Origin of the sequence: Nocardia ninae NBRC 108245 (assembly GCF_007990755.1) — a bacterium.
GTDB classification, from domain to species: Bacteria; Actinomycetota; Actinomycetes; order Mycobacteriales; family Mycobacteriaceae; genus Nocardia; species Nocardia ninae.
In genome coordinates, this window is record NZ_BJXA01000040.1 from 16,167 (window position 1) to 34,467 (window position 18,301).

At 67.1% G+C, this 18,301-nt stretch carries 13 protein-coding genes; 5 read left to right on the plus strand and 8 right to left on the minus strand.

Annotated elements, in window-relative coordinates:
- Positions 1-455: 455 nt before the first annotated feature.
- Positions 456-929 (minus strand): GAF domain-containing protein, encoded by a 474-nt coding sequence (locus NN4_RS25675; RefSeq protein ID WP_147136404.1) that lies wholly within the window; start codon positions 927-929, stop codon positions 456-458.
- Between the two features lie 141 nt (positions 930-1,070).
- A complete protein-coding gene (locus NN4_RS25680; protein WP_147136407.1) occupies positions 1,071-1,778 on the minus strand; it encodes a GntR family transcriptional regulator in 708 nt (235 codons plus the stop codon).
- Between the two features lie 157 nt (positions 1,779-1,935).
- Between NN4_RS25680 and NN4_RS25685 the strand changes: the two genes are divergently transcribed.
- The 4 genes from NN4_RS25685 to NN4_RS25700 all read left to right on the plus strand — a co-directional run bounded on the left by NN4_RS25685 (position 1,936) and on the right by NN4_RS25700 (position 6,274).
- A complete protein-coding gene (locus NN4_RS25685) occupies positions 1,936-3,213 on the plus strand; it encodes an MFS transporter (RefSeq protein WP_147136410.1) in 1,278 nt (425 codons plus the stop codon).
- Between the two features lie 10 nt (positions 3,214-3,223).
- Entirely contained in the window at positions 3,224-3,883 is a 660-nt protein-coding gene (locus tag NN4_RS25690; protein ID WP_147136413.1) for a 5-oxoprolinase subunit B family protein, read from the plus strand.
- Positions 3,880-4,755 (plus strand): 5-oxoprolinase subunit C family protein, encoded by an 876-nt coding sequence (locus NN4_RS25695; RefSeq protein ID WP_147136416.1) that lies wholly within the window; start codon positions 3,880-3,882, stop codon positions 4,753-4,755. The genes NN4_RS25690 and NN4_RS25695 overlap by 4 nt, the downstream gene beginning before the upstream one ends.
- Positions 4,756-5,023: 268 nt before the next feature.
- Positions 5,024-6,274: a lipase family protein gene (locus NN4_RS25700; RefSeq protein ID WP_246181078.1), complete on the plus strand. Its 1,251-nt coding sequence runs from the start codon at positions 5,024-5,026 to the stop codon at positions 6,272-6,274.
- Here the strand turns inward: NN4_RS25700 and NN4_RS25705 are convergent.
- The 5 genes from NN4_RS25705 to NN4_RS25725 all read right to left on the minus strand — a co-directional run bounded on the left by NN4_RS25705 (position 6,205) and on the right by NN4_RS25725 (position 16,175).
- The gene (locus NN4_RS25705; RefSeq protein ID WP_186818636.1) at positions 6,205-12,492 is read right to left on the minus strand and encodes a non-ribosomal peptide synthetase; all 6,288 of its coding nucleotides are present in this window, start codon (positions 12,490-12,492) and stop codon (positions 6,205-6,207) included. The two genes, NN4_RS25700 and NN4_RS25705, sit on opposite strands and share 70 nt — an antisense overlap.
- Before the next feature lie 162 nt (positions 12,493-12,654).
- Positions 12,655-13,536, minus strand: coding sequence for a PaaX family transcriptional regulator (locus tag NN4_RS25710; RefSeq protein WP_147136422.1), 882 nt, complete (start codon positions 13,534-13,536; stop codon positions 12,655-12,657).
- Positions 13,517-14,752, minus strand: a complete 1,236-nt coding sequence (locus NN4_RS25715; protein ID WP_147136425.1) for a kynureninase — start codon at positions 14,750-14,752, stop codon at positions 13,517-13,519. Before NN4_RS25715 ends, NN4_RS25710 begins: the two co-directional genes overlap by 20 nt.
- A 4-nt stretch (positions 14,753-14,756) precedes the next feature.
- Entirely contained in the window at positions 14,757-15,611 is an 855-nt protein-coding gene (locus NN4_RS25720) for a tryptophan 2,3-dioxygenase (protein WP_147136428.1), read from the minus strand.
- Between the two features lie 114 nt (positions 15,612-15,725).
- Positions 15,726-16,175: a nitroreductase family deazaflavin-dependent oxidoreductase gene (locus NN4_RS25725; RefSeq protein WP_147136431.1), complete on the minus strand. Its 450-nt coding sequence runs from the start codon at positions 16,173-16,175 to the stop codon at positions 15,726-15,728.
- 190 nt (positions 16,176-16,365) lie between these two features.
- Between NN4_RS25725 and NN4_RS25730 the strand changes: the two genes are divergently transcribed.
- Complete coding sequence (locus tag NN4_RS25730; RefSeq protein WP_147136434.1) at positions 16,366-17,475, plus strand: TerD family protein; 1,110 nt, start codon at positions 16,366-16,368, stop codon at positions 17,473-17,475.
- Positions 17,476-17,509: 34 nt separating this feature from the next.
- Here NN4_RS25730 and NN4_RS25735 read toward each other — a convergent pair whose 3' ends face one another.
- Positions 17,510-18,262 carry an SDR family NAD(P)-dependent oxidoreductase gene (locus NN4_RS25735; protein ID WP_147136437.1) on the minus strand — a complete coding sequence of 251 codons (753 nt, stop codon included), beginning with the start codon at positions 18,260-18,262 and terminating at the stop codon, positions 17,510-17,512.
- Positions 18,263-18,301: the final 39 nt, after the last annotated feature.

Sequence of the window (18,301 nt, forward strand, 5' to 3'; positions counted from 1 at the left end):
GCGAAACAAGAATTGGGCCCCGGCGCGTGGAGCGCCGGGGCCCAGAGGGGGTTTATTCACCATGCCGGTCATCGTGACCGGCTTCGTCTTTCCACATCCCGTGCTGCAGGGTGGGGTGTGGGGATCGCATCGTTAGGACTGTCGACCACCTCCAATCCATGGAACCGCGATGCCCGCTTGCGCTGCGATACGCGCTATGCCGTCCGAACGCTGAGAGCGCGTCGGAACCGGGCACCGCTCCCTACCTTTCGTGGTGTACGTCCCTCCCCTCCGGTGGCGCTGTCGTCAGCCACCCGGAGGGGAGGGTATTCAGTCACTTCATCTCATTCCGGGAAGTTCATCCTCTACCCGGCCAATGCGACTTTCTTCTCTGCTGACGGGATGAACCATATAACAGCGGCGCGGGAATGTCTACAGTGGCGACTGCAGATTTTCTGCGCGTGTCCCGTCGCAGCTCAGAGCGCCGCGGGCCGCGTGGCAAGGGCGTGTTCGGCCGCCGCGCGCAGTTCTTCGAGCCGGGCTCGTTCCTCGGATGTGTAGTCGCGGACCTGGTCGTCGAGCACGCACACGGTGCCGTACACGCTGCCGTCCGGGTTGTGCACGGCCAACCCGAGGTAGTTGACCAAGCCGAACTCCACTTCGTCCTCGTTCCCCGCGAAGTCCGGGTCGGTGCGCGAATCACGCACGAACAGTTCGGTGTCGTTGTCGACCACTCGCTCGCAGTACAGCTCGTGCGCCTCCGGGAAGGCCGAGCCTTTCTTACCTTCGGCGCCCACCGTGTAATGCACCTCCGCCGCGCCGGCCGTCGCCTCCACCGCCATATGTGTCGACGTCGACCGCATTACCAACACCGACCGCACCCCCAACTCGGTTGCGGTCTGCGCGAGCAGCGATTCGATCGGCCGGAATTGCGCACTGCTGTCGGACATGAGGACCTCTCCTGGCACGAGACACACGGGACAAGTCGTCCCACTGTCCTCGGCCGGCGCCCCGGTGACCAGGATTGCGCTCACGGTGCCGGAAACCGGCGCGGCGGAACTCATCGGAATCCGCCGCAGATGCTCTGGAGCTCAGGCGACAATCTGGGTGTACGCCGCGCGAATGTGTGACTCTGCGTCGCTGAGGTAATCGGCCAGCATCTGCTCGGCCTCGGCGGTTCGACCGCCGACCATCGCCTCGTAGATCTCGTGATTGCGGGCCAGGTAGGGCTCGTGGAAGGTCAGCGGATCGGCCATCACATGGAAGACCAGACGCAGCTCGTTCCACACGCTGGACATCATCTCGTCCAGCCGCCTGCTGCGGTTGAGCGCGGCGATCGCCTTGTGGAAGTCGATGTCGGCCGTGCCGACGCCGGTCCAATCCTGTTTCGCGGCACAGGCATCCGCGTGGGCGAGCGCGGCGGCGAGGTCGGTCGGCGGCGAGCCCGCGGGATCGAAACCGTGCACCGCGGCACCCTCGATCACCCGGCGGCACTGGTAGAGCTCCGCGACATCGGCCGGAGTCGGGATGCGTACGAACGCACCACGATTGAGCTCGTGGGTGACCAGCCGTTCCTCGATCAGCGAGCGGAACGCCTCACGCAGCGTATTGCGCGAAACACCCAGTGCCGCACAGATATCCGGCTCGGACAGCCGGGTGCCCGGCCGCAGCGACCCGTCCAGGATGCTGGCCCGCACGATGTCGGCGGTCTGCGAACTGCGACTGGAGCGGGCGAGCAGGCCCTTGTGTTCGGACAGTGCCGTGTAGACGGGATCGGGCCGATCTACCGGTGTCGTCATCCAAACCTCCGCGGACCAGTGGCTTTGCTGTTCGAGCATAACCCAGTGATCGAACCGCCAGCCGACGATCCCACCTTAGGATTGCAGAATCGTTCAACGATCCGTAGTCTGCTGTGACGTACGTCGCTCTCCTGAGCTCGAGCATTGCGAGGCAGCCATGAGCCTTTCCACAGACCTCCCGGTGGATCCGGCCGAAAAGTCACAACCCTTCGACTGGTTCCGAACGTTGAGCGCCAAAGGCAAGAAGGCCTTCCTCGGCGCGTTCGGCGGATATGGCTTGGACGCCTACGACTTCCAGGTGCTGCCGCTGGCGCTCGGTGCCATCTCGTCGTACTTCGTCATCAGCTCGGGCCAGGCGGGCCTGCTGACCACGGTCACCCTGCTGGTGTCCGCGCTCGGTGGCGCGCTGGCGGGCGTGCTGGCCGACAAGATCGGGCGAGTGCGCACGCTGCAACTCACCGTCGCCACCTACACCCTGTTCACCGTGCTGTGCGGTTTCGCACCCAATTTCGAGACGCTGCTGGTCTTCCGGGCATTCCAGGGTCTCGGCTTCGGCGGTGAATGGGCCGCGGGCGCGATCCTGGTCGCCGAGTACGCGCAGACCAAGTATCGAGGCCGCACGGTGGCCTACGTGCAAAGCGCGTGGGCCGTCGGCTGGGGCTTGGCGGTCCTGGTCTACACCCTCGTCTTCCAGTTCGTCAGCGAAGACCTCGCCTGGCGGGTGCTGTTCTGGACCGGTGCGCTGCCCGCATTGCTGATCATCTGGGTGCGCCGCAATCTGACCGACTCCGAGACGGTCACCCAGCGCCGGGAATCGGCGGGTAATCGGGCGGGATCGTTCGTGTCGATCTTCCGGCGCGACCTGCTCCGGACGACGTTGTTCGCCTCCTTGCTGGCCACCGGTGTCCAGGGCGGTTACTACACCCTCGCCACCTGGCTGCCGACCTTCCTGAAGAAGACCCGCGACTTGAATGTCGTTGGTACCGGCGGTTATCTGTTCCTGCTGATCGGCGGTGCGTTCCTCGGGTATGTCACCGGCGGCATCCTCGCCGACCGGATCGGCCGCAAACGCACCATCCAGCTCTTCGCCGTGTTGTCGGTCGCCTTCATGGTTTCCTACATCCAGGTGCCGGAGGGGGCGAACACCATGGTGCTGATCCTCGGCTTCCCGCTGGGCTTCTGTACCGCGGCCATCTTCTCCAGCTTCGGGTCGTTCCTGTCCGAGCTGTACCCGACCGCGTCCCGTGGTACCGGGCAGGGCTTCACCTACAACTTCGGTCGTGGTGTCGGCGCCGTATTCCCCACCGTGGTCGGCTTTTTGGCCTCTACCACGCTGGGGCTGGCCGGCGCGATGATGTTCGGCGCCTTCGGATATGTTCTCGCGGTCATCGCGCTGTTCGGCCTGCCGGAAACCCGCGGCCGCGAATTAGCCTGAAGGAGGGTCGATGTCCGCGATCACCGTGCCGAGGGCGCCGCTGCGGATCCTGCCCGCGGGGGACCGGTCGATGCTCGTCGCGCCCGACGAGCACGCCGATCTGGTCGCGTTCATCGACCTGCTCCGCCGCGAATTGCCCGGCGGTGTGCACGATGTGCTGCCCGCCGCGCAGACCGTCCTGGTCACCATGACCGATGCGGCGGACAGCCGGGCCGTCGAAGAGCAACTGCGGCAGCTGTTTCGGAGTATCCAGGGGGCGGGCTCGGCCGAGGCGTTACCGGACGACGTGCGCACCATCCCGGTCCGCTATGACGGGCCGGACCTGGAAAGCGTTGCGGCACAGCTGGGTATCTCGGTCCGCGCGCTGATCGCCGCGCACACCCGCACGGTGTGGCGGTGCTCGTTCATCGGATTCGCTCCGGGGTTCGGTTATCTCGAGTCCACCGAGTCCGGGTTGGCGGTACCGCGCCGGTCCGAGTCCCGGACGTCGGTCCCTGCCGGCTCGGTGGCGCTGGCCGACGGATACAGCGCCGTCTACCCGCGGCGTTCGCCCGGCGGCTGGCAGCTCATCGGCACCACCGACGTCCGGATGTGGGACCTCGACCGGGCCGAGCCGTCCCTGCTGCGCCCGGGCACCCGGGTCCGTTTCACCGAGGAGGCCGGCGAATGACCGTGGTACGCATCCTCGATGCAGGTTTGCTGAGCACCATCCAGGACCTCGGCAGGCCCGGCTGGTTCTCCATCGGCGTCGGCGTATCCGGCGCGGCCGATCGAGGTTCGCTGAAGCTGGCGAATCGGCTGGTCGGCAACCCCGAGGACGCCGCGGGCATCGAAACCTTGCTCGGCGGACTGGAACTCATGGCCGAGGCGCCGGTGCTGCTCGCGGTTACCGGTGCCGACGCGCCGATCGTCGTGGACGGTGTCGCCCAGGCGCACGCGTCCGTTCTCGCGTTGCGCACCGGGCAGCGACTGAAGCTCGGCACGGCCACCGCCGGGTTGCGCGTGTATGTCGCGGTGCGCGGCGGTATCGCCGTCGATCCGGTGCTCGGCTCGCGCAGTAGAGACACGCTTGCCGGACTCGGCCCCGAGCCGCTGGCCGAGGGTGCCCAGCTCAGCGTGGGTCCGACGGAGAACTTCCCGTGGCCGAATATCGAGGTGGCGCCGGTGCCCCCGATCGACTCCGGCCTGGTCACCGTCCGGGTGCTGCTCGGCCCGCGGGACGACTGGTTCACCGACCCGCAGTCGCTGTTCACCGGCCGCTGGCAGATGACCGACCGCGCCGACCGCGTAGGTGTGCGGCTGGCCAGGGTCGGCGACGGAGCGCCACTGACCCGGATCAACGACAAGGAGCTGCCGACCGAAGGAGTACCCCTCGGCGCGATCCAGGTGCAACCGAGCGGTGAACCGGTCGTCTTCCTCGCCGATCACCCCATCACCGGCGGATATCCGGTCGTCGGAACCGTGATCACAGCCGACGTCGACCTGCTCGCACAGCTGCGACCAGGGCAACAGCTGCAATTTCGCCCGGCGCACCCTGACTGACTTCGCATCGTCAGGACTTATGCAGATTGCACAGGGGTAGCCGGCAAACCCTGGCCGGTTGCGTAGTGACACCTCTGCTAGCGGTCGTGTGAACTGAGACCTCGTTCGGTCCGTCGGGCGCTCGATGGTGTCCCGGTTGGCGGCCGCTGTGTGCAGCGGCCTCTGGCTTCGATGTCAGCTTCGCCCGAGAGGTACCCCGATTGTGATCCAAGTTCGTCGTGCCATATTCGCAGTAGGTTTCGCGCTCACTGTTTCCCTTGCCGTTGCCGTGACGGCAACCGCCGAAACGGATTCGCCGAGCACCGGACCGCAAGCCACCTGGCCGGTCCGCCCCGACGAGAACCAGCTGCCGCCACTGCCGAGTGAAACCGACATCTACCGGTTCATCCCCGTTCCGATGCCCGCGGACGATCACTGGTACGACGACCCGGACGATCTCGACCGCTACGCCAACGGTGACGTGATCCGCAAGCGCGTGGTCACCAGTTATCTGCTCGGCGTGCCGTGGCCGCCGGTGCACACCGAACAGATCCTCTACCGCAGCACCGACAGCCGGGACCGCCCGATCGTCACCGCCACCACCGTCATGGTCCCGGGGATCCCCTGGCTCGGCCCCAGCCCGCGCCCGGTCATCTCCTATCAGGAGGCGATCGACGGTCTGGACCCGGCGTGCAACCCTTCACACACCGTGCGCGCGGGAACCATGAAGGAAACCCAGCTGTTGCTGCAGTTCCTCGGCGAAGGCATGGCGGTGACAATCCCCGACTTCAACGGCAAGACCAGCACCGCCCTGGCGCCGAGCGAGGGCCACATGGTGCTCGACGGTGTCCGCGCGACCCGGCGCGCTGGCCTTGGTTTGGCCGACTCGCCGATCGGACTCTGGGGATACTCCGGCGGCGGCAGCGCCACCGGCTGGGCGGCCGAACTGCACCGCGGCTACGCCCCCGAACTGCCGATCAAGGGCAGCGCCCAGGGCGGTGTGCCCGGCGACAAACACGCCATGACCCTGTTCGCCATGGACGCAGGGCCCGGTATCGCCGGGCAGGCCGATTTCGTCGGCTGGATCTGGCTGATCGGACTGTCCAGGGAATTCCCCGACCTGCTGCCCCTCGACAAGTTCCTCACCGCCGACGGCATGACCATGGTCCACGACATCGAACACCGCTGCCTCTACACCGCGGCCGCCACCGGCGCATGGCGCCCACTGAAGAACTACCTCAAAGACCCGAAAGCGTTCCTGGACCCCGACATCCAAAACGTCCTGCACCGAGACAGTCTCGGCTACGGCGACACCCCCGACGTCCCGATCGCCATGTGGCACTCCACCACCGACCCGATCATCCCCATCGCCGCCATCGAACCCGTCGTACAACGCTACTGCGCAGCCGGCGCCAACCTCCGCTTCTTCAGAGTCCCTGCCTCCGAACACATCTCGGCCGAACTCATCGGCTACGAACCATCACTGCTCTGGCTCACCGCGGTCCTCGCGGGCGCCGACCCCGGGCCGACCACCTGCTGACCGGCACCGAGAATCGGGTCAGGTGCGGGTAAACCCTGTGCAGCGCCGGACGGCAAAAAACCGGAGGCGATGAACTCGCTGATGTAGGCGTCGAGGGCGGCCTCGGTGATCGGTGGACAGGTGATGCCGGTGCCGTCGAGGGCGGAGCGGGTGTGGGCATCGCTCCAGTCGAGGCGGGCGAGGCCGAGGTAGTTCGAGCTGAGCAGTTCGGCGCGGACGAGTGAATCGTCACCGGCGGCGTTGCGCCGGTGGGATTCGGCGGTGAGGGCGGCCCGCACCGTGTCCAGTGGGGCGGTGGTCACCGGTAGTCCGTGGCGGCGAAGGCGGGCGAAGATGGTTTTCACGGCCACCGGGGTCTTGTTGACCAGGTGGTACACGGTCTCTGCGCGAGGGTGGGTGGTGAGTTCCACGATGGCGCGGGACACGTAGGTCGCCGGGCTCAGCGAGACGGCCGCATCGCTGACATCCGGTGCCTGCCCGAGGATCGCGGCGGCGCGGATCATGTTCCAGAACGAATCATCGGCACTGTTCAGGCCGGCTTGCGGGTCGCCGCAGATGGTTCCGGGGCGGTAGATGCCGATCGGTACCCCGCGGTCGCCCGCTTGCCACACCAGTTCCTCTGCGGCCCACTTGGACAGGACATAGCCGTTCTCGGCGAGCCGGTCTGCCCGCAGTCGGGTGGTTTCCACGATGAGGCGGGGTGTCGCTGTCTTGGCGACAGTGGTGCCCAGCGTGGAGACGAAATGTACCGGTTTGAGCCGGTGTGTCGTCGCCAGCCGGAGCACGTCGCGGGTGCCCTCGACGTTGGCCGCGCGCAGTCGTGCGTACGGATCGATGTGGTTCACGCGGGCACCGTTGTGCAGGATCACGTCGACGGTCTGAGCGAGATGGTCGTACTCGCTGTCGGAGAGCCCTAATCGTGGCGCGGCGAGATCACCGGGCACCGCGACGATTCGGTCCTCGGCGGCCTCGTCCCACAGCCGGTAGCGCTGTAGTACCTGCCGGATTCGATCGGCACCCTGGCCCGCGGTTTCGGCGCGCACCAGACACCACACCTGTGTGTCGGTGTGCTCCAAAAGATCTCGGAGCAGATGCGCTCCCAGGAAGCCGGTCGCGCCGGTCAGCAACACCACGCGCGGTGTCCCGGTGTGCGGGGCGAGATCGTCGTGGACGGTGATGTCGTCGTCGAGTACGGCGTCCTCTGTCGGGGTCGGCACCCGAGTCTGCGCGGCCGTCCCGGTGAGGTGCGCGGCGAGGCCGCCCACCGTGGGGGTAGTGAGCAGTGCCGACATTGGCACGTCGCGCGCCAGTCGGGCCGAAAGCCGTTGATGCAGGGTGAAAGCCATCAGCGAGGAACCGCCGAGCTCGAAGAAGTCGTCGGTCACCCCGATGGGGGAGACCGCCAGCACCTCGGCGAATACCTCGGCGATCTCGATCTCCAGCGGCGTCGACGGGGCGACGCCGTCGCGTGCCGCGAAAACCGGCAGGGGGAGTGCCGCCCGGTCGAGTTTGCCGCTGGTATTTACCGGCAGCGCATCGAGCAGCAGCACCGCCGACGGCACCATGTAGGCAGGAAGCATGCGAGAGAGCGACTGTCGCAATGCATTTGGGTCGACCTCCGAGTCGGCTGCCGCGACGACATAGCCGACCAGCCGGACGCCACCGCCGGACGGTTTCACCGCGACCGCCGCCTGCCCGACGCCAGGGTCGGCGAGCAACGCGGTCTCGATATCGCCGAGTTCGATGCGATGCCCGCGGACCTTCACCTGGAAGTCGCTGCGCCCCAAGTAGTCCAGGTTGCCGTGCGAGTTCCAGCGCACGAGATCCCCGGTCCGGTACATCCGTACACCCGGCTCGGCCGGATTCGCGACGAAGCGTCCGGCGGTGAGTCCAGGCGCACCTTTATAGCCGCGCGCCAACTGGACTCCGGCCAAATACAGTTCACCGACCGCGCCGACCGGCACCGGCCGCAGCCGCGTATCGAGAACGAACACCCGCGAATTCCACTCCGGCACACCGATCGGCACCGTGGCCGCAGGCTCGGCCGCGTCGACGTGATGCTGGGTGATGCTCACCGCCGCCTCGGTCGGCCCGTACAGGTTGTGCACCTCGGCGCTGCTGATCGCCGCGAACGCTCGTGCGGTCTCCGGCGCCAAGGCCTCACCGATAACGAAAACCGCACGCAGCGAAGACACTTCGCCGGCGGTGGCATGTCCGGCGAACGCCGTCAGCATGGTCGGCACGAAATCGGTGAGCGTGACCCGGTGCGCGGCGATCAGCCCGCACAGCGCCGTCGGATCCCGATGATCGTCAGGGCCGGCCAGCACCATTCGCGCGCCGGCCCGCAGCGGCAGGAAGTACCCCCACAACGACACGTCGAACGTTGCCGGCGTCTTCTGCAAATAGGTGTCGGCGGCGTCGACCTCGTACTGATGCTGCATCCAGTCGAGCTGATTGACGATCGCCTCGTGACTGACCACCACACCTTTCGGGCGCCCGGTCGAGCCGGAGGTATAGATGACATACGCGGGATGGTCACCACGCAACGGCATCCGCCGTTCGTCGTCACGGACGGGCGTTGAGTCCAATCCGGTCAGATCCAAGGTGTCGACGGCGTGCGCCGCCGTAACCGTGAACGCGTCCCCGCTGGTGGTCAACACGCAGTGCGGCGCAGCGGAATCCAGCACATAGCCGATCCGCTCGGCGGGATGATCCGGATCGATCGGCACCCAGGCGCCGCCCGCTTCGGCGATCGCGCACAGTGCGACAACCTGATCGAGGGAACGCCGCATAGCCACCGCGACAACGGCTTCCGGCCCGACACCCTGCCCGATCAGCCACCGCGCCAACCGATTACTTCGGGTTTGCAATTGCCCATAGGTCAGCGTCGCCGAACCGCACACCACGGCGACGGCATCCGGCGTGGCCGCGGCCCTGCGTTGCAGTGCCGCGCCGAGGGTCTCGGGCGCGACCGCGTGAGCACCACCGGCCGACCACGATTCGATCCGCCGCCGCTCGTCCGGATGCACCATATCGATGTCACCGACCGCGGCGATCGGATCGGCGGCCACTTGATGCAGCACCCGGATATAGGCGTCGAGGAACCGCAGCACCGTCGGTTCGTCGAAAAGATCGGTGGCATAACCGAACCGGATGATGATCTGCCCCGGCGTGCGGTCGGCACCATGATCGTCGACCACCGCGATATGCAGATCGGTCTTCGCCGTGCGCGTGTCGACATCGAGCCCGGCGAAGGTCAGGCCGGGCAGTTCGAGGCTGGCCTTCCCGAAGTTCTGGAACGCGAAACCGACCTGATACAGCGGATGCCGCCCCGGCGACCGCACCGGGTTGACCGCGTCGACGACGTGCTCGAACGGCACCTCGGAATGGGCGAAGTTCGCCAAGTCCCGATCCCTGGTCCGGTCGAGCAGCGCGGCGAAGCTCTCGCCGGGATCGATCCTGGTCCGCGACACCGTCGTATTGACGAACATGCCGACGAGATCGTCCAGGGCGGCCTCGGCCCGGTTGGTCATCGGCACCCCGATGGCGATGTCGGTGCTGCCGGACAGCCGCGACAGCAGCACGGCCAAGGCCGTCCGCATCACCATGAACAAAGTCGCCTTGTGCTCGCGGGCCACGGCGAGCAACGCACTGTGCAGGGTGGCGGGCACCGGCCGCTGGGTGGCCGCGCCGCGCAACGACGCGGTGCTCGGTCGCGGCCGGTCGCTCGGCAGATCGAGTTCGTCCGGGAGCCCGGCCAGTTCGGTCGTCCAGTAGGAAAGTTGCCGGGACAGCAGCGAATCCGGGTCGTCGCGGGAGCCGAGCAACTCCTGCTGCCACAGTGCGTAGTCGGCGTATTGGATATCGAGCGGACGCCACGCCGGCGCGGTGCCCGCGGCGCGCGCGGTGTAGGCGACGGCGATATCGCGAGCCAGCGGGGCCAGCGAGGAGCCGTCGGCGCAGATATGGTGCACCGCGCACACCAGCACGTGTTCGTCGGCGGTCCGGAGCAGTCGAACCCGCAGCGGCACTTCGATCGACACGTCGAAGCCGCGCCACAGAATGGCGTGCACCCGTTCGGCCAGCTCGTCGGGTGTCGCCGTCGCCAGCTCCTCGACGGCGAAATCGGCGACACCACTGCCCGCTTCGAGCGCGTGCTGACGCGGCCCGGTGCTGTCGGCCGGATACCTCGTGCGCAGGATCTCGTGGCGCGCAACAGTATCGATGAACGCGGCGCGCAAGGCCGCGACATCTAGGTCGCCGGACATGCTGAAGGCGAAGCCGATATTGTCCACGGCCGATTCCGGATCGAACCGGTTACGCAGCCAGAACCGCAGCTGCGACGGGGACAGCGGCACCCGTTCGGGCCGCGGCCGGGCCAGCAGCGCCGGTCGGCTCTCGTCGAACCGCTGCGCCTGAATGGCTTTCGCCAGCGCCGCCACGGTCGGATGGTCGAACAACAGTCGGGTCGGGATCCGCGCCTGCCACATCTCGCTCAGCCGTGCGGCGACCTGGGTGGCGAGCAGCGAATTGCCGCCCGAGGCAAAGAAATCCGAGTCCGCGCCCAGCTGATCGTGGCCCAGTACCCGAGCGAAGACCTCGGCGACCAGTTCCTCACCGGGGCCCGACAGTGCGCGGCATGCGAGCTGATCGACAGCGCGGGCACGCAACGCCACCCGGTCCGCTTTTCCGGTGGGTGTCAAGGGAATTCGGTCGACGACGGCAATCGTGGTGGGCAGCATGTAGTGCGGCAACTGCCGAGCCAATGCGCTCGCCAGTTCGGCGTCATCGAGCGCATGGCCGGGTTCCGCTTGCACGTAGGCCGCCAGCGTCGTCTCACCCGCCGCGGTCTTGCGATCGACGGTCACCGCCGCGCGCACCCCGGGCCTGCTCGCCAGTACCGATTCGATCTCGCCGAGCTCGATGCGGAAGCCGCGGACCTTGACCTGATCGTCGCTGCGGCCCAGATATTCGAGGTCGCCGCCGGTGCCGCGGCGGACGATGTCACCGGTGCGGTACATCCGAGTGCCGGGTAGCCCGTGCGGGTCGGCCACGAAACGCTGTGCCGTCAGGCCGGATCGATCGTGGTACCCGCGGGCCAGGCCGGGCCCGGAGACATACAGTTCGCCCGCGGTACCGACACCGACCGGGCGTAGTCGCTTGTCGAGCACCCGGCAGCTGATCCCCGGCAGTCCCGAGCCGATGGTGACCGGCAGGTCCGGGGCCAGCGCCGCACTGATCGACACCATGATGGTGGTTTCGGTCGGACCGTAGCCGTTGAAGAATCGGCGTCCGGGCGCCGACCAGCGGTACACCAGTGGTGCGGGGCAGGTTTCGCCGCCGACGATCACCACCCGCAGCGTGTCGAGCCCGGTCGGTTCGAGCGAGGCCAGCGCCGACGGGGTCAGAAAGGCATGGCTGACCTCGTGGCGCGCGATGAGACTGGCCAGCTCGGCGCCGCCGTAGACCGTCGGCGGCGCGATCACCATGGTGGCGGCGGCGCCGATGGCGAGCAGCAGCTCGAGCACCGAGGCGTCGAAGCTCGGTGACGCGAAATGCAGTGTGCGCGCGGCCGAAGTGAGTGTGTACCTGGTGATCTGCTCGGCGCAGAACGCCGCGAGACCGGCGTGGGTGACCGCGACGCCCTTCGGCCGGCCCGTCGAGCCGGAGGTATAGATCAGGTACGCCACGTTCGAAACCCGAAGCAGCGTAGGGCGATCGAGGTAAGAAATAGGATTCGCCGATGCCGCGGCGGTCCGCGTGACCAGCTCCGGGTCATCGATCGCGAGCCAGCGCACGCCTGCGGGCAGTGCGGGCGCGTTTTCGCAGTTCGTCAGCCCGATGTCGGCGCCGCAGTCGCCCACTTGGAACTGGATGCGCTTGCCCGGCAAGCCTGGATCGATCGGCACGAACGCGGCGCCGGTCTTCGCGACCGCCCACACCGCGAGGACCGAGTTGATCGATCGGGGCAGCGCCACCGCCACCATGGTTTCCGGCCCGACGCCCAGCGCGAGCAGCGTCCGCGCCAGCTGCGAGGAGCGGGCGTCGAGTTGACGGTAGGTGATCGAGCTGTCGCCGCACACCGCCGCGACACCGTCGGGATTGCGTTCCACGGCCGAGGCGAGCAGTGCGGCGAGGGTGGGGGAGTGTGTCGAGGAGCTCCGGCGGGAACGTTCACGACGAGCGGACGAGGGGGTCCGCTGAATACCACTGGTCAAGCTCTGGTCCCGCCATACGAAGTGACAAAGGGGCCTGATGGTATAACGCCGCACTGCGGTCCACCACCGAATGGAATAACACCTGTTCGCGCGCGTGCTCAGCCCGATTTGCCCGGCGCGGAGCCACACTTTACGGCATTGGGTGCCAAGTGATTTCGGAAATCAATGGATCAATATTCCGGGTTTGTTTCTGGCCTCGATGCTCGACCGTACCCAGCGTCGGCTCGGTGCAAGGCAGCGCTGTTGCGCCTCGGCGAACAGCCGCACACTGGCCGGTCCTGGCCAGTCGGCGGGCAACATCGCCGCCGGGAGGCCCGGATCGAGGTAGGGGATGATGCGCCATTCGTCGAGCAGCGGGACGAAGTATTCGAAGGCTTGACGGTCGGTCAGATTGTCGAGAGCGAGAATATCGCCGTGGTGGTCGAGGAACGCGCGGTGCCGCTCGGCGAGGGCGGGCAGATCCCACCATTGCGCGGCCGCGGCGCGCAGCGTGCCGGGCACCGTCAGGTCGGTGGCGCGAAACGAGGTCACGTAGTCGTCGAGCGCCAATGCCGTGACGATCGTGGCCGCCTCGGCCGCCAGATACTCCGGGCAGATCCACAGGCCGGCCGACACGGTGCCGCAGCCGATCGAGGACAACCTGCGGCGCAGCTGATGTCGTGCGGCGCGCTGGGATTCCGGGATGCCGAACGAGATCAGGTGCCAGGCGTCGCCGTCGGCCATCTGCCGGAAGCCGAAGATGCGCGGATCGCCGCGCGAGTACATCGCCTCGGCCGCGGCGGTGATGCGGTATCCGCTGCGGCCGTCGCGTGACTCGGCGTCGAGCACGCCCTTGCTCTTGAGTCGGGTGACGGCGGTCCGGGTGCTCTGCTCGGGCACACCGAGTCCGGCCAGCAGCGCGCTGAAGTCGGCGATGGCGAGCCAGCCGCCGAGGTCGCGGACGTACGCGCCGAGCACGGTCCGGGCGAGCGAGGTCGCGCTGCCCGGCCTCGAATCGATATCGTCGAGGACCGCGCCCGCGAGGTCAGCGCGCGGTGAGTTCATCGCGGATCGCCGAGATCCCGGCGAGAACCTCGGTGTAGGTGGTGCTGAGCGGGCTCAGGCCGATCCGAATGCCCTGCGGCGGACGGAAATCGGGGATGACGCCGCGTTGCCAGAGTCGCGCGGTGAGCTCCTTGAACTGTGGGTGGTCGATCGTCACGTGGCCACCACGACGGGCGGGGTCGGTGGGCGACGATACCGCAACGCCCAGCGGTAGCAACCAGGCCCGCACCAGTTCGAGCGCGAATTCGGTGAGGGCAATCGACTTCGACCGCACGGCCGCCATCCCCACCTCCTCGATCAGGTCCAGGGTGTCCTGGATCGGCAGCATGCCGACGATCGCGGGGGTCCCGCTGATGACCCGCCGGATGCCCTGCGCGGGAACGTAACCCTGCGCCATCTCGAACGGACTCTCGCGACCCATCCAGCCCCAGATCGGCTGCGTGAAATCGTCGAGGTGCGCGGCGTTGACGTAGCCGAAGGCGGGCGCGCCTGGTCCACCGTTCAGATACTTGTAGGTGCAGCCGACCGCGTAATCGACGGCCCAGGAATCGAGTTCGAGCTCGACCGCGCCCGCCGAATGACACAGGTCGAGCAGCAGCACGGCGCCGGCGTCGTGCACGACGGTACTGATGGCGGGCGCGTCGAGCAGATAGCCGGACCGGTAGGCGACGTGGCTGAGCACGACGAGCGCGGTGCGGTCGGAGACGGCGTCGGCCACCTGCTGGGCGGTGACGCCGCCGGTGAACTCCGGCTCGATCCAGCGCAGCGTCAGGCCGAGCTCGGTGGCGATCGCCTCCAGCAGGTAGCGGTCGGTGGGGAAGTTGTCGCGGTCTAGCACGATCTCGGTGCGCTGTCCTCGACACGCGAGCGCGCCGCGAGCGATCTTGTACAGCAGCACCGTGGTCGAGTCGCCGATCGTGGTCTGGCCCGCGGCGGCGCCGAGCACCGCCGCACCGATCCGGTCGCCGATGGTGAGTGGCAGGTCGAACCATTGTTCGTCCCAGCCGCGGATCAGGCGTCCGCCCCACGCGTCGGTGACGAAGGAGGTGAGGCGGTCGGCGGTCGCCCGGAGCGGACGGCCGAGGGAGTTGCCGTCGAGGTAGGCGATGATCTCCGGGTTGTCGCTGCCGAGGAATCGGCTCGGGTAGTCGCGCAGCGGATCGGCGTCGTCGAGAGCTTTCGCGCGCATGGCGAAATCTTGTGCGGGCGAGGTCATGCGGTCAGCGTCCGATCTCCGTGCGTACAGCGAACAGTTCGGGGAAGAAGGTGAGGTCGAGCGCGCGCTGCAAGAAGCCGACCCCGCTGGATCCGCCTGTGCCGCGCTTCATGCCGATGGTGCGCAGCACCGTGCGCAGGTGCCGGAACCGCCACAGCTGGAAGTTCTCCTCGAGGTCGACCAGCTCCTCGAAGGTCTCATAGACCGACCAATGTTGTTCCGGCGCTTCGTAAATGGACTTCACCAGAGGGAGCAGCTCGGGGTCGAGCACGTAGGCCTTCGTCACGTCCCGGTCCAGCGTGGAGTGCGGCACGTCGAGTCCGCTGCGCGCGGCGTGGCGCCAGAACGCGTCGTAGAGGCTCGGTTCGTACAGCAGTGTCTGTAACTCCTTGTGCGCGACCGGATCTGCTTCGAAGACCTTCAGCATCGAGGCGTTCTTGTTGCCCAGAATGAACTCCACGGCCCGGTACTGATACGACTGAAAGCCCGACGAATTGCCGAGAAAGTCGCGGAACTGGGCGTACTCGGTGGGCGTCAGAGTCGCGAGCACCGACCATTGCTCGGTGAGCGTCTTCTGTATATGTTTCACGCGCGCAATGCATTTCAGCGCGACGCCGATGTCGTCGGCATCGAAAGCCGCACGCGCGGCGCGGGTTTCGTGCAGCACCAGTTTGAGCCACAGCTCGGTGGTCTGGTGCTGGATGATGAACAGCAACTCGTCGTGGTGCTCGGGCTTGCTGACCGGATGCTGGGCGCTGAGCAAGGTGTTCAGGTCGAGGTAGCCGCCGTAGCTCAGGCGCGAGCTGAAGTCGGTCACGATGTCGTGTTCGAGTGCGCGGGTGTTGTGCTCGACGGTCATGCGAAATCCCCATCGGTCGGGTGTAGCCTTCCTCCACACTATGACACGATCGTGACGTTCGCTAGTTATGTGTCACAACTGGGGAGCGGCTCGGCAGCTGGGGTGCGCCGAGGGCTAACGCGGTCCGGCGCTGCCGTCCGAACGCGGTACGAGCGCGAAGATCGGGATGGTGCGGTCGGTTTTGCTGCGGTAGTCCGCGAAACTGGGGTACATGGCGTCGAGGCCCGGCCATGCGGCGTCGCGCTCGGCGGGCGAGAGCTCGGTCGCAGTGACGGGGATGGTCTTGCTGTTGATCTGGACCTCCGCGTCGGGGTTCGCGCGCAGGTTCAGCACCCAGTCGGGATGGGTCGGAGTGCCGCGATGGGATCCGGCGATGAGGTAGCGGTCGCCTTCTTGCCGGTAGAGCAGCGGTGAGGTGCGGCGCTGGCCGGACTTGCGTCCGACGGTGGTGAGCAGCAGGATCGGCGCCTTGCCCAGCCGGCCGCCGAGCTTGCCGCCACTGACTCGATACAGAGATGCGTTGAGGCCCGCGAAGATTCGTTCCACCTGATGTGTTATCGACATGGAACCAGCCTAGGTGCGGCCAGGTCCGCGAGCGGTGGATTTCGGTTCATGGAGATTCGATGTCATGACAATACTGGCGCGTGCTGCGCGGCAGGTAAAAGTTATGGGCATTTTCGCGGACTTTCTCGAGCGCCATAATCGGCGCGCGCCGTTCCCGGCATTCCACGATTGTTTTTGTAGGGTGTGGTGAATGACCGTGCAACTGGCTCGGGGGCAGGTAAATGTGCTCGAAGCCGAGCACATTGTTGTTTCGGTGCGACACGGCGCGGCGGTCGATCTGTCGGCATTGCTGCTCACCGCGAACGGCATGGTTCGGACGGACGCGGATCTCGTCTTCTACAACCAGCCGCTGGGGGAGGGTGTGCGGCTGGTGCCCGGGGAAGGCGGCCAACCAGGCGCGTTGGCGCTAGATCTGCGCGCGGTGCCCCCGGGGATCGAGAATGTCCGCGTTGTCGTCGCGCTCGATGATCAGCAGGACAGCCTGGGCACTTATCCGGCGCCTGAACTGCGGATCGATGACACCGCGGGCAATCGGCTGTGCGAATACGTCATCGATGGACTGGGTGCGGAATCCACCGTTGTCGCCTTCGACTTGGACCGGGGTAACCCCTGGCGGCTGCGTCCCCTCGGGCACGGTTACCGCAGCGGTTTCGCAGCTCTGGTGTCCGCGCACGGTGTCGCGGTGGGCCGCACGCCGAAGCCGATGCGGCCACTGCCCGATCCGGAAATGGCAAGTGCGCTCGCCACCGCACAGGAATTGGCGCTACGCAATCCGGGCGGCGCCGAATTGTCCCATGTGAAGATGGCATTGGGCTGGGACCCGGTACGTGAGCCGGGACGATTCGGATTGCGGGAAGTCGATATCGATCTCGACGCCTCGGCATTGGTCTTTTCCGGCCGCGAACTCCTGGACGCCGCCTTTTACGGCCACCTGTCCTCGAAGGACGGATCGGTCCGACACCAGGGCGACAATCTCACCGGCGCCGGTAGAGGCGACAACGAAATGATCGACGTCGACCTCACCCGGCTCTCCCCCGAGGCCTCGACCGTCGTTTTCGTCGTAACCTCCTACGCCGGACACACATTCGAGCGAGTGCGCAATGCCTTCTGGCGCTTGGTCGACGGCACCACCGACATCGAACTCACCGGCGGCAGCCTGCGCGTCGGCGGCAAGCACACCGGCATGGTGGTCGCGAAAGTCCAGCGAGAAGCCGACGTCTGGAAATTCCGAGCGCTCGGCGCCCCCATCCAAGCAGGTCACCCGGTCGAGGCGGCCGAGCAAGTGGCCCCGTTCCTCTGAGCCGACGCACGAGTCACGGAGCCGGTCGGGCAGCTCAGTCGACGAGCGCGCCGCACGAAAGGTTGAGCACCGCGCCGGTCATCGCACCCGCGCCGTCGGAGGCGGCATACACCGCAGTCTCGGCGACCTCGGTCAGCCGGGGCAGCCGACCGAGCCGGGTATCGCGGATCAAGGGTTGAATCGCCTCATCGGAGTCGGACAGCCCCGGCACGGTCTCCGGTGCGAAGTTGGAACGGATGCACACCACGCGTACTCCGTAAGGCCCGACCTCGCCCGCCAGGCTGCGATTCAGTGCTTCGATGCCCGCGCAGGCGATATTGAATCCGCCCATCCGGTGCCGGGATTCACCGGCCGCCGTGGCGGACAGCAGCACGATGACGCCCGAGCCCTGCGCCGTCATCCGCCGCGCGGCCGCCGTCGTGGTGATGAAATGCGATTGGGCCGACGCCATGATCGGGGCCAGGAAATCCGCCGGCTCCAGGTCGACAAGCGCGACGTCCTGAACCGCGTCCATCCCCACCGCATTGAAAGAGATATCGAGCGTCCCACCCTCCTCGACGACGCGATCGGCATGCGCCTCGACCGCAGCTCGATCGAATACGTCAACCGGAGTGACGGTCGCCCGCCCACCCTGCTCGATAATTTCCTCGGCCACCGCGTCGAGCGTCTGCTGCGTCCGCCCGGCCAAGAACACGTGGGCCCCTTCTCGGGCGAACGCTCGCGCCACCGCCGCGCCCATCTTGCCCGCCGCTCCGTACACCACTGCATTCTTCTTATCGAGTCGCATGCGAATACAGACGGTGCGACGCTGCGAAAGTCATCGCAC

Excerpts from the sequence above, each read along its gene's own strand:
- NN4_RS25675 (WP_147136404.1), bottom strand. The coding sequence starts at position 929 with ATGTCCGACAGCAGTGCGCAATTCCGGCCGATCGAATCGCTGCTCGCG.
- NN4_RS25680 (WP_147136407.1), bottom strand. The coding sequence starts at position 1,778 with ATGACGACACCGGTAGATCGGCCCGATCCCGTCTACACGGCACTGTCC.
- NN4_RS25685 (WP_147136410.1), top strand. The coding sequence starts at position 1,936 with ATGAGCCTTTCCACAGACCTCCCGGTGGATCCGGCCGAAAAGTCACAA.
- NN4_RS25690 (WP_147136413.1), top strand. The coding sequence starts at position 3,224 with ATGTCCGCGATCACCGTGCCGAGGGCGCCGCTGCGGATCCTGCCCGCG.
- NN4_RS25695 (WP_147136416.1), top strand. The coding sequence starts at position 3,880 with ATGACCGTGGTACGCATCCTCGATGCAGGTTTGCTGAGCACCATCCAG.
- NN4_RS25710 (WP_147136422.1), bottom strand. The coding sequence starts at position 13,536 with ATGAACTCACCGCGCGCTGACCTCGCGGGCGCGGTCCTCGACGATATC.
- NN4_RS25715 (WP_147136425.1), bottom strand. The coding sequence starts at position 14,752 with ATGACCTCGCCCGCACAAGATTTCGCCATGCGCGCGAAAGCTCTCGAC.
- NN4_RS25720 (WP_147136428.1), bottom strand. The coding sequence starts at position 15,611 with ATGACCGTCGAGCACAACACCCGCGCACTCGAACACGACATCGTGACC.
- NN4_RS25725 (WP_147136431.1), bottom strand. The coding sequence starts at position 16,175 with ATGTCGATAACACATCAGGTGGAACGAATCTTCGCGGGCCTCAACGCA.
- NN4_RS25730 (WP_147136434.1), top strand. The coding sequence starts at position 16,366 with ATGACCGTGCAACTGGCTCGGGGGCAGGTAAATGTGCTCGAAGCCGAG.
- NN4_RS25735 (WP_147136437.1), bottom strand. The coding sequence starts at position 18,262 with ATGCGACTCGATAAGAAGAATGCAGTGGTGTACGGAGCGGCGGGCAAG.